The sequence below is a fragment of the Variovorax sp. Varisp36 genome, from assembly GCF_047304235.1.
Classification (GTDB): domain Bacteria; phylum Pseudomonadota; class Gammaproteobacteria; order Burkholderiales; family Burkholderiaceae_C; genus Variovorax.
Map to the genome: position 1 here is coordinate 107,749 of NZ_JBGLYU010000014.1, position 10,365 is coordinate 118,113.

A 10,365-nucleotide genomic window follows, 5' to 3' on the forward strand; every position below is an offset into this window, starting at 1 on the left:
CGGCGCGTGGCTGAGCAGGCTATCCAATGCACGGCCGATTGCACGGTCACTGTGCAGCTCGCGCCCGCCCCGCCGCAGACGGACAACCTCGCCGACATAGGCGTGGTGTTCGGCCTGCTGCTGGGCATCGTCTTCGCCGTGTTCTGCATGCGGCAACTCCTCAATCTCTTCATCGCACCCGATGACAAATAGCCATGCCATCTTCCATCGAACTTATGCTCGCGCTTGGTGGGCTGCTTGTGCTCTGGGTTGCTTTTCACTGAGCGCCGGGGCAGGGTTCATCACCCCGGCCGCGCCTGCAGGAATGGCGGGCGGCACTTACACCCCCGCCGGCCCGACAGCGCTTCAGGGCCTGCTTGAGAAGGCGCCCTACGCCCGCATACCCGGCCCCGCGCTTGCCGGTGCCGGGGAGACCTCCGCAGCTATTCGCCTTGGCCCTGGTGCTGCGCGCGTCCTTGCTGGCCGTGTCGTCGGTGGTCTGGTGCCGGTTGTCGGCGTGGCCCTCGGCGTTGCGTGGTTGGCCTCCAACTGCTTCGAGAAGAAGAACGGGCAGTGGGTGCGTACCTGTGGCCCCGGCTTGGAGACCCCGCCGCAATCCACCGGCACCGAGTACAAGACCCAAGGGTGGAACTCGTCAGACCAGTGGTTCCCGACGACGGAGGGCGCGTGTAATGCGGCCACCGCGTACCTCAATTCCGTCAGCACGAACGGCAGCACGTACACCACGCACACGTGCACCACACAGCGATATTCGATGACCATGCGGGTCGCCAGTGGCACCGTGTACCCGGACTACCAAGGCGTGCCAATGCTCAGCCGGCCCGACACCTGCCCGGCCGGCTGGTACAAGATCCCGGAGGGCTGCGTGGCAGAGCCGCCGCCCCAGGTGGTTACGCCCCAGCAGATCGAGGACGAGATGGCTAACAAGCCTCTGCCTCCCGTCATCCCGCAGGGTGTTCCATATCCCCTGGACCCGAGCACGCCTTACGTGTTCAACCCTGACTCCATCAACCCGCCAAACCCTCAGCCGCTGCGCGTACCGCAGGGCTTGCCGCGCCCCGTGCCCAACACCAACCCGCAGCAATACCAGCAGCCGGTTACCCGCTATGTTCCCGCGCCCACGGCGTCGGAGCCAACTAGGCTCGACGCGCAGCCGGAGACCGTCACAGGCACCAGTCCGACCGGCATAACGGGGCCGTCCACACCATCACCGACCAGTACTGACGGCAAGGAGCCGGAGAAGCTCGATCTGTGCAAGGAGCACCCCGAGATCATCGCGTGCCAGAAGATCGACTTCGACACGCCGGACGGCGAGATCCCGAAGAGCACCAAGGAAGTCAGCTTCCACGAAGAGAACCTCTTCGGCGGCGGTAGCTGCCCCGCAGATCGCGTGCTGACGCTGCACAACGGTCAGACCGTCAAGGCCTGGGACTGGGCGCAGGCGTGCCAGCTCATGCTCCCCATCCGCGCCGTCGTGATGACGCTCGCGACGTTCGCCGCGTTCTTGATCGTCATGCCTGGCATCGGTGGGAGGTCCACATGAAGTTCGGCACCTTCCTGCTCTCCTTGGTGCAGCCCATGCTCGCCAAGATGCTCATCGCGCTGGGCTTCTCAGTGGTCTCCATCGTCGGCGTCGAAGCGGCGCTCGGGCAGGTCAAGTCGCTGTTCGTGTCCAGCTTCATGGCGATGCCGGCTGACCTCGTTTCGCTCGCGCTCTACCTCTGGATCGGGAAGGCCGTGGGCGTCATCTTCGGCGCGTGCGCCACGAAGCTCATGCTGTGGTCGATCCAGAACGCCACCAGCATCCTCGGGAAGTCTCCGTCATGATCACCATCATCACCGGCACACCTGGTGCGGGCAAAACGCTCTACACCATCAGCAAGCTGCTGTTGAGCCTCGTCGGCACGAAGATCACGCAGGAGGTCGACGGCGAAACGCGCGAGTTCCCGCGCACCATCTACACCAACATCCGCGGGCTCATGATCGATCACGAGTTCATCGACGGATCGGCCACCGGAGGCCTGCGCAACTGGCACGAGTGGGCCAAGCCAGGCGCGATCATCGTGTTTGACGAGATCCAGAAGGTCTGGACGCCACGCGCCAACGGCTCGGCCGTGCCGCCCGACATTCAGGCGCTGGAGACGCACCGGCACATGGGCGTGGACTTCATCCTCATCACGCAGGGGCTGATGCTTACCGAGCGCAACCTGGCGATGCTCTGCAACCGGCATCTGCACGTGCGCCGCGTCGGCAATATGCCGTTCGCCGTCGTGTACGAATGGGACCACGCGAGCCGCACCCTGATGTACGCCAAGGCCGTGAACAAGAAGCCGTGGCGCTACGACAAGAAGGTCTTCAAGCTCTACAAGAGCGCCGATCTGCACACCAAGCAGAAGCGCAGCATTCCCGGCCTCGTGTGGTTCATCCTGCTGGGCTTCGTTGCCATGGCGATCCTCGGCCCCACCGTCGCGCAGCGCATGCACGCCCGCATGAACCCAGAGCAGGCAGCGGCCCAGGCGAAGAAGGATCAGCCGCCGCCCGCGCAGGGAGCGCCGGCCGCGCCGGCCGCAGTCGCCGCCACGCAGGCCAAGACCATCGATGACCGCGTGGACTGGGTGCCGCGCATCAGCAGCAAGCCCGAGAGCGCGCCCGCGTATGACGATCTGCGCAAGGTCGCTGCCATGCCCGTGGTCGCTGGCGCGATCTGCAACAGCAAGGGCTGTCGGTGCGTCACGCAGCAGGGCACCAGCGCCGGCCTGTCGGATTCCGAGTGCAAAGCCTGGCTTGAGAACCCGCCGTTTGACGCCTACAACGCGTTCAAGCCGGCCCAGGCCACCCAGGTAGCGGCCGTCGCGCAAAACGCGCCTGCGGGGCCGTCTGGCGCCTCGCCGACCCTCGTGGTGATCGACGGGCCGGGCTGGCGGGATCCGCAGGGCGTGCAGGCGTCTGGGGCTCGTCGCTAGGCGGCAGGCCGACACGTAGGCGGGCAAGCTTGCGCCGCACGCCGTAGGGGCGGTCTGCCGAGGACAATTCACTCATGCTCTTCACGCTCATCGATCTGACCATCACCGCGCTGGCCGTGTGGGTCGTTGGCGCATGGCTCGTGCGCGATCTGCGTCGATGGCTGCGTGAACTCACCACGTGAGTCGGCGTAGTCGCGCAGGCCCAGGCCACCCCCTTCACTGAAGAACAACCGGGGGCCCCACTTGTGGGGGCTGGGGGTATGGGGGTGCAGACCCCCCATGTAGGGCCGTCGCGCACCCTGTTCCCCTCTTTGCTGCACAGTTGTCAAGCCACCGGAGGGGTGGCTTTTTTATTGGAGGATCAGATGTTGATTGGGTACGCGCGTGTCTCCACCAGCGAGCAGGAGACGCATTTGCAGATGGATGCTTTGCGAGCTGCAGGCGTGAAGCACGTTTTCGCGGAGAAGGGCAGCTCTGTCGGCCCTCGGCCAGAGCTACGGCGGGCACTTGCAGGGATGGCGCAGGGCGATGTTCTCGTGGTCTGGAAGCTGGATCGATTGTCCCGAGGGCTGGTGGATCTTCTGGATCTCATTGAGCAGTTGAAGGCAAGCGGATGTGGGTTCAAGTCTCTGACGGAGCCTATAGACACCACTAACCCCCTCGGCGTCTTCATGCTGCAGGTGCTCGGCGCGGTCGCCCAGCTGGAGCGATCCTTGATCCATCAGCGCGTATTGGCTGGGCAGGTTGCCGCGTATCGGCGGGGTGTCAGGTGGGGCGGAAGCTCGCGGAAGCTGGACGATCTGCAGGTAGCAGAGCTTCGGCGGCTGAAGGGGGAGGGCGTGTCCGCGTCTGATCTGGCACGGACGTTCGGTATAGCGCGTTCGACGGTCTTCGACTACGTGGGCGCGAGGCGGGTCAGCAAGCGCGCGAGGATGCCCGTGTTGGGACGGCTTGTTGAGGCTGACGCTGGGGTTTCTTCCCCCGGAAACCGAGAGTCACAGTCCGGTTGAAGTAGGATGCGACGAGACAATTATCCGCACCAGGACGACTTCGTTTTCATGACAGAACCGACGCTTCATTACGTGGCGTGCGATGACGCCCAAGGCGGCCATCGCATGGCCTATTGGCAATGGGGCGACGCGCGCAGTGCGCATGTCGTGATCTGCGTGCACGGGCTGACCCGGCAGGGCCGCGATTTCGACCTGTTGGCTCAGGCCATCGTGGCGCGCGCTGCCGGCGATGTGCGCGTGGTCTGCCCCGACGTGGTGGGCCGTGGGCGCAGCGACTGGCTGCGCGACCCCGCTTTCTATCAGGTGCCGGTGTATGCGGCCGACATGGTCGCGTTGATCGCGCAGCTCCATCGCGAGCAGGCCATCGGCACGCTCGACTACCTCGGCACCAGCATGGGCGGGCTGATCGGCTTCGTGCTCGCGGGCCACAAGGAACTGCCGCTGGCGCGGCCCATCCGCCGCTTCATCGCGAACGATGTCGGTCCGACGATCGAGCCGGCCGCAGTGCAGCGCATCGGCGCCTACGTAGGGAAGAACGGTTCCTACGCGAGCGTGCAGGCGGCAGCCGATGCCATGTGGACGTTGTCGACCAGCTTCGGGCCGCACACGCCCGCGCAGTGGCTGGCGCTGTCGCAGCACATGGTGGTGCCCGCGTCGCAGCGCACTGCCGATGGTTCGGCCAAGGCCGAGGCTGGCGGCGACGAGGGGGCCTGGCTGCTTCACTACGACCCCGCCATCGGCGTGGCGCTGCGCGCCATCACGCCCGAGGCCGCGGCGCAGGGCGGCGCGATCATGTGGAGCCTGTACGACGCCATCGAGGCGCGCACGCTCGTCACGCGGGGCGCCGAATCGGATCTGTTGTCGCGCGAAACCGCACTGGCCATGACACAGCGCGGCCCGCACGCCACGCTGGTCGAGTTCGAAGGCGTGGGCCACGCGCCGACCTTTGTCGATCCCCTGCAGATCGCCGCTGTCACCAACTTCCTGTTCGATTGATTGATTGAAGCGTGAAGCGCGATTCCTCGAGTCTCCAGACGGCACCCATGTCCGACGCGGCCATGGTCGACTATCCGTTGTCCGCGGCAACGGCCGACCGTACGCCGGTGATGGAAAACATGCTGGCGCGCGCGCGTGCGTTCGCCGAACCGCTGATCGCCGACGAGAAGCTCGACACGGGCGAGAACTCGCTCGCGCATGCCGACGCGGTTGCCGCCATCGTCGCGAAGATGGGTGGCTCCGAGGCCATGCAGGCGGCGAGCTATCTGGTTTATTCGTGTCAGCACCTGAATCGCCCGCAGGAGGTGATCGCCAAGGTGTTCGGCGACAACTTTGCAGCGCTCGCCGTCGAGACGACCAAGCTGGTGCGTGTGCAGGAGCAGGCCCGCTCCGCGTCGCAGGGGCATCACGTCGAAGGCGCGGGCGCGCAGACCGAGAACGTGCGCAAGATGCTGCTTGCGTTCTCGCGCGACCTTCGCGTGGTGATGCTGCGGCTGGCTTCGCGCCTGCAGACGCTGCGGCATGCGGCCGCAAGCAAGCAGCCTGCGCCCGAGAGCGTGGCTCGCGAGTCGTTGCAGGTGTTCGCGCCACTGGCCAACCGGCTGGGTATCTGGCAGGTGAAGTGGGAGATCGAGGACCTCTCGTTCCGCTTCCTCGAGCCCGAAACCTACAAGCTGATCGCGCGCCTGCTCGACGAAAAGCGCATCGAGCGCGAGGGGCACATCGAGCAACTGCGCTCGCAGCTCGAGCACGAACTGCAGGCCGAAGGCGTCAAGGCCACTGTGCAGGGGCGCCCCAAGAACATCTACAGCATCGTCAAGAAGATGCGCGGCAAGTCGCTCGACTTCGAGCAGGTCTTCGACATCCTCGCACTGCGCGTGGTGGTGCCCGACGTCAAGGATTGCTACGCGGCGCTGGCGTGGGTGCATTCGCACTTCCAGCCGATCGACGAGGAGTTCGACGACTACATCGCGCGGCCCAAGCCCAACGGCTATCAGTCGCTGCACACGGTGGTGCGCGAGCTGGTGGATGGCAAGGCGGGCAAGCCGATCGAGATCCAGATCCGCACCGAAGAAATGCATGACCACGCCGAGCATGGCGTGGCGGCGCACTGGGCCTACAAGGAAGCGGGCCACAAGGGCTACGCGGGCGTATGGGCGAGTGGCGAGTACGACGCGAAGATCGCGGTGCTGCGGCAACTGCTGGCATGGGAGCGCGATCTGTCGGGCGGCCTGCAGGGTCAGGGTCTGTTCGACGACCGCATCTATGTGCTGACGCCCGATGCCGCCATCGTCGAGTTGCCGCAGGGCGCGACGCCGGTCGACTTTGCCTACACCGTGCACACCACGCTGGGCCATCGCTGCCGCGGAGCGCGCGTCGATGGTGCGATGGTGCCGTTGAACACGCCGCTGTCGAACGGGCAGACGGTCGAGATCATCGCGGCCAAGGAGGGCGGTCCGTCGCGCGACTGGCTCAATGCTGAACTGGGCTATCTGGCCAGCCATCGTGCGCGCGCGAAGGTGCGCGCATGGTTCAACGCACAGATCACGCACGAGACCGTGGCGCGCGGACGCGAAGCGGTCGAGAAGCTGCTGCAGCGCGAAGGCAAGACAGCAGTGCGGCTCGAAGACCTGGCGTCGCAGCTCGGCTTCAAGTCGGCGGACCACCTGTTCGAAGTGGTGGGCAAGGACGAGTTCTCGCTGCGCAACATCGAGACGCTGCTGCGTCCGCCCGAGCCCGCACCGGGGCCGGATGACGGCGTGCTTATCAAGAAAGCGCGCGGCAGCGAAAAATCGGGCAAGGGCGGCGTGCTGGTGGTGGGCGTGTCTTCGCTGATGACGCAGCTCGCCAAGTGCTGCAAGCCCGCGCCGCCCGATGCCATTCGCGGCTTCGTCACGCGGGGCCATGGCGTCAGCGTGCACCGCGGCGATTGCAGCAACTTCCGCACGATGGCAGCGAAGGATGGCGAGCGCGTTATCGATGTGGAGTGGGGCGTTGCGAAGAAGGGTGCCGATGCGCCTGTGTATGCGGTGGACGTGGCCGTCGAGGCGGCCGACCGCCAAGGGTTGCTGCGCGATATCTCCGACGTGTTTGCGCGCGAGAAGATGAACGTGATCGGCGTGCAGACGCAGTCGATCAAGGGCACGGCGTGGATGACGTTCACTGTGGAAATCGCAGATGCCGCGCGGCTCACGCAGGTCCTGGGGCTGGTCACTGCAGTTATTGGTGTGCGATCTGCACGTCGCCGCTGAAAAGCGCGTTTTCTCCTGCTACAATAGCTGCTTCTCGGACACATCCTTAGGCGCGTAGCTCAGCTGGTTAGAGCACCACCTTGACATGGTGGGGGTCGTTGGTTCGAGTCCAATCGCGCCTACCAATTTCTGTTTCAACCCCGGCCAACCACCGGACCCGTTGAACAGAGCATGCACCGGGTTCCCCGGTGCACATATCGTCCCATTTGCGGTGATGCGGAAAAAGCCCTCGACCATGTTGTTGTGCTACCTTGGCCTCTCTGCATCCTCATTCCATTTTTCTTGACAAGCGATCCGATGAATACGCGATCAACGCTGGTTGATCGGGCTCATGCCGACAAGCGCCTTGCGGCGCTGTTGAAGCAGGCTCCCATCGAGTTTGCGCGCGCTGTCTACGGCATCAACGACCACGCGGGTGGACGTACCGACACGATGGCGGCGCGCGAAGTGGCGCGTGCCCAACGCCAGGGCATGCCCTTGACCGAAGAGCGCGCCGAACAGCGCGCTCGTGCCTACCTGCCGACCGTGGGGCAGGAGCACTGTCCGCGCTGCTGGGTGGTCTACGGCCAAAAAACACCGCTGCGTTTTCGAGAGGCCGACGAAGAGCGGCCCGAGTCGGCCGCCTGCCATGCGTGCGGCGCGGAGTACGCGACATCGTCGGATTGAGGAAGGCGGCGAGCCCGGTCAGGGTAAACCTTGTCGCGGCGCAGCAAAACCGCTCCCTAGAATCATCCGATGACATGGGCGTCCATGTGAAGGAGTCCGCAGTGCAGAGCAAGAAGTCCGGGGTCAAGCCGGTACAGCGTGTGATCAAGAAGTACCCCAACCGAAGGCTCTACGACACCGAGACATCCACGTACATCACGCTGACCGAGGTGAAGCAGTTGGTCATCCAGAACGCCCAGTTCGTGGTGCGCGATGCCAAGACGGGCGACGACCTCACTCGCAGCATCCTGCTGCAGATCATTCTCGAAGAAGAAGCGGGCGGCGCGCCGATGTTCACCGAGCAGGTCCTGGCCAACATCATCCGGTTCTATGGACAGGCTATGCAGGGCTACATGGGGCCGTATCTCGAGAAGAACATCCAGGCCATGACCGAGGTGCAGGCACAGTTGGCCGAGAAGGCCGAGGGGCTGACGCCGGAAATGTGGTCGCGCTTCATGACCATGCAGTCTCCGATGCTGCAGGGGCTGATGGGCAATTACGTCGAGCAATCGAAGAACGTTTTCCTGCAGATGCAGGAGCAGATGCAAAAAAACACCGAACAGGTACTGGGGGCCTTTGGCATCAAGCGCCCTTGAATGCCCAGCCGTCACCGATAGCTGGGACAATAGAGGCATATGAGCGAAGTTGCCTCCCCCGAACGTACGGCCACGCCGGCCGCCCCCAAGGTCGGATTCGTGAGCCTGGGCTGTCCCAAGGCCCTTACCGATTCCGAACTGATCCTGACCCAGCTGAGTGCCGAGGGTTATCAAACCGCCAAGACTTTCGAAGGCGCCGATCTAGTGATCGTCAACACCTGCGGCTTCATCGACGATGCCGTGAAGGAGAGCCTCGACACCATCGGTGAGGCTTTGGCCGAGAACGGCCGTGTGATCGTTACTGGCTGCCTGGGCGCCAAGACTGGCGACCAGGGGGGCAACCTGGTGCGCCAGATGCACCCGAGCGTGCTGGCCGTGACCGGTCCGCATGCCACGCAGGAGGTGATGGACGCGGTGCATGCGAACCTGCCGAAGCCGCACGATCCGTTTATCGACCTGGTGCCGAACACCTTCGGCGTTGCCGGCCTCAAGCTGACGCCGCGCCACTACGCCTACCTGAAAATCAGCGAAGGCTGCAACCACCGCTGCACCTTCTGCATCATTCCCTCGATGCGCGGCGACCTCGTGTCGCGGCCGGTCGGAGATGTTCTGAGCGAGGCGAAGGCCCTGTTCGAAGGCGGCGTGAAAGAACTGCTGGTGATCAGCCAGGACACTTCGGCCTATGGCGTCGACGTGAAGTACCGCACCGGGTTCTGGGATGGCAAGCCGGTCAAGACCCGCATGCTCGAACTGGTGCGCACGCTGGGTGAAATCGCCGAGCCCTACGGCGCATGGGTCCGTTTGCACTACGTGTACCCGTATCCGAGCGTCGACGAAGTCATTCCGCTCATGGCCAGCGGCCAGGTGCTGCCGTACCTCGACGTGCCGTTGCAGCACAGCCATCCCGATGTGCTGAAGCGCATGAAGCGCCCGGCCAGTGGCGAGAAGAATCTGGAGCGGCTGGCGCGCTGGCGCGAGGTGTGCCCGGAGCTTGTGATCCGCAGCACCTTCATCGCCGGCTTTCCTGGCGAGACGGAGCGGGAGTTCGAGCATCTGCTCGACTTCATCCGGGAAGCCGAGATCGATCGTGCTGGTTGCTTTGCCTACAGCCCGGTCGAGGGCGCGACCGCCAATGACATTCCCGGCATGCTGCCCGAGCCGGAGCGTGAAGCGCGTCGCGCCCGCTTCATGGAGGTGGCGGAGATCGTATCGATCGCCAAGCTGCAGAAGCGTGTTGGCTCGACGATGCAGGTGCTGGTTGATTCGGCGCCGGGCATGGGCCGCAAGGGTGGAGTGGGGCGCACGTACGCCGATGCGCCGGAGATCGACGGCACGGTTCGCCTGCTGCCGCCCGAGAAGATCAGCAAGACGCTGAAGGTGGGTGAGTTCACCCGCGCGCGCATCGTGGGTGCCGAGGGCCACGACCTGATCGCATTGCCCGTTTGATGCGGATTCGAATGGACAAGAAAAAAGCCACCGGAGGCCGGTGGCTTGAATCGAATGACCTGGTAAGGGTCTGCTTGAATTTGGTGCCCAGAAGAGGACTCGAACCTCCACGATGTTACTCGCTAGTACCTGAAACTAGTGCGTCTACCAATTCCGCCATCTGGGCTTGTTTTTGCTTTTCAGCAAAGATTGCGATTATACATATTTTTGCGAAGCAACTTTGCTGCGCCGGCTGCTCGATGCAAATTCAAGCAGCCATGAAAAAAGCCACCGGAGGCCGGTGGCTTGAATCGAATGACCTGGTAAAGGTCTGTTTAAACTTGGTGCCCAGAAGAGGACTCGAACCTCCACGATGTTACTCGCTAGTACCTGAAACTAGTGCGTCTACCAATTCCGC

At 64.2% G+C, this 10,365-nt stretch carries 10 protein-coding genes and 2 tRNA genes; 11 read left to right on the top strand and 1 reads right to left on the bottom strand.

From position 1 onward, the window contains the following. Nucleotides 1–6: 6 nt before the first annotated feature. The 11 genes from ACCD11_RS11345 (at nucleotide 7) to rimO (ending at nucleotide 9,968) form a co-directional block, all read left to right on the top strand. Nucleotides 7–192 (top strand): hypothetical protein, encoded by a 186-nt coding sequence (locus ACCD11_RS11345; RefSeq protein ID WP_413313919.1) that lies wholly within the window; start codon nucleotides 7–9, stop codon nucleotides 190–192. After that, a complete protein-coding gene (locus tag ACCD11_RS11350; protein WP_413313920.1) occupies nucleotides 182–1,543 on the top strand; it encodes an IgG-binding virulence factor TspB family protein in 1,362 nt (453 codons plus the stop codon). Before ACCD11_RS11345 ends, ACCD11_RS11350 begins: the two co-directional genes overlap by 11 nt. After that, nucleotides 1,540–1,827, top strand: a complete 288-nt coding sequence (locus ACCD11_RS11355) for a DUF2523 family protein (protein WP_413313921.1) — start codon at nucleotides 1,540–1,542, stop codon at nucleotides 1,825–1,827. The genes ACCD11_RS11350 and ACCD11_RS11355 overlap by 4 nt, the downstream gene beginning before the upstream one ends. Next, complete coding sequence (locus ACCD11_RS11360) at nucleotides 1,824–2,963, top strand: zonular occludens toxin domain-containing protein (RefSeq protein WP_413313922.1); 1,140 nt, start codon at nucleotides 1,824–1,826, stop codon at nucleotides 2,961–2,963. The genes ACCD11_RS11355 and ACCD11_RS11360 overlap by 4 nt, the downstream gene beginning before the upstream one ends. 365 nt (nucleotides 2,964–3,328) lie before the next feature. Further along, nucleotides 3,329–3,973, top strand: a complete 645-nt coding sequence (locus tag ACCD11_RS11365) for a recombinase family protein (RefSeq protein ID WP_413313923.1) — start codon at nucleotides 3,329–3,331, stop codon at nucleotides 3,971–3,973. 6 nt (nucleotides 3,974–3,979) lie between these two features. Continuing rightward, on the top strand, nucleotides 3,980–4,969 hold the full coding sequence (locus tag ACCD11_RS11370; RefSeq protein WP_413313924.1) for an alpha/beta fold hydrolase: 990 nt from the start codon (nucleotides 3,980–3,982) through the stop codon (nucleotides 4,967–4,969). A gap of 47 nt (nucleotides 4,970–5,016) precedes the next feature. Beyond that, nucleotides 5,017–7,221: a RelA/SpoT family protein gene (locus ACCD11_RS11375; RefSeq protein ID WP_007837007.1), complete on the top strand. Its 2,205-nt coding sequence runs from the start codon at nucleotides 5,017–5,019 to the stop codon at nucleotides 7,219–7,221. 48 nt (nucleotides 7,222–7,269) lie between these two features. Then, nucleotides 7,270–7,346: transfer RNA gene (locus ACCD11_RS11380), tRNA-Val, on the top strand. A 172-nt stretch (nucleotides 7,347–7,518) separates the two neighbouring features. Continuing rightward, nucleotides 7,519–7,887, top strand: a complete 369-nt coding sequence (locus ACCD11_RS11385; RefSeq protein WP_007837006.1) for a hypothetical protein — start codon at nucleotides 7,519–7,521, stop codon at nucleotides 7,885–7,887. 74 nt (nucleotides 7,888–7,961) lie between these two features. Beyond that, on the top strand, nucleotides 7,962–8,522 hold the full coding sequence (gene phaR / locus ACCD11_RS11390; protein ID WP_007837005.1) for a polyhydroxyalkanoate synthesis repressor PhaR: 561 nt from the start codon (nucleotides 7,962–7,964) through the stop codon (nucleotides 8,520–8,522). A gap of 39 nt (nucleotides 8,523–8,561) precedes the next feature. Further along, nucleotides 8,562–9,968: a 30S ribosomal protein S12 methylthiotransferase RimO gene (gene rimO / locus ACCD11_RS11395; RefSeq protein WP_413313925.1), complete on the top strand. Its 1,407-nt coding sequence runs from the start codon at nucleotides 8,562–8,564 to the stop codon at nucleotides 9,966–9,968. An 81-nt stretch (nucleotides 9,969–10,049) separates the two neighbouring features. Here the strand turns inward: rimO and ACCD11_RS11400 are convergent. Beyond that, nucleotides 10,050–10,134: transfer RNA gene (locus tag ACCD11_RS11400), tRNA-Leu, on the bottom strand. Nucleotides 10,135–10,365 lie beyond the last annotated feature (231 nt).

Bases quoted from the DNA above. Each gene is read 5' to 3' on its own strand.
- ACCD11_RS11350 (WP_413313920.1), top strand. From the start codon at position 182: ATGACAAATAGCCATGCCATCTTCCATCGAACTTATGCTCGCGCTTGG.
- ACCD11_RS11355 (WP_413313921.1), top strand. From the start codon at position 1,540: ATGAAGTTCGGCACCTTCCTGCTCTCCTTGGTGCAGCCCATGCTCGCC.
- ACCD11_RS11360 (WP_413313922.1), top strand. From the start codon at position 1,824: ATGATCACCATCATCACCGGCACACCTGGTGCGGGCAAAACGCTCTAC.
- ACCD11_RS11365 (WP_413313923.1), top strand. From the start codon at position 3,329: ATGTTGATTGGGTACGCGCGTGTCTCCACCAGCGAGCAGGAGACGCAT.
- ACCD11_RS11370 (WP_413313924.1), top strand. From the start codon at position 3,980: ATGCGACGAGACAATTATCCGCACCAGGACGACTTCGTTTTCATGACA.
- ACCD11_RS11375 (WP_007837007.1), top strand. From the start codon at position 5,017: ATGTCCGACGCGGCCATGGTCGACTATCCGTTGTCCGCGGCAACGGCC.
- ACCD11_RS11385 (WP_007837006.1), top strand. From the start codon at position 7,519: ATGAATACGCGATCAACGCTGGTTGATCGGGCTCATGCCGACAAGCGC.
- phaR (WP_007837005.1), top strand. From the start codon at position 7,962: ATGGGCGTCCATGTGAAGGAGTCCGCAGTGCAGAGCAAGAAGTCCGGG.
- rimO (WP_413313925.1), top strand. From the start codon at position 8,562: ATGAGCGAAGTTGCCTCCCCCGAACGTACGGCCACGCCGGCCGCCCCC.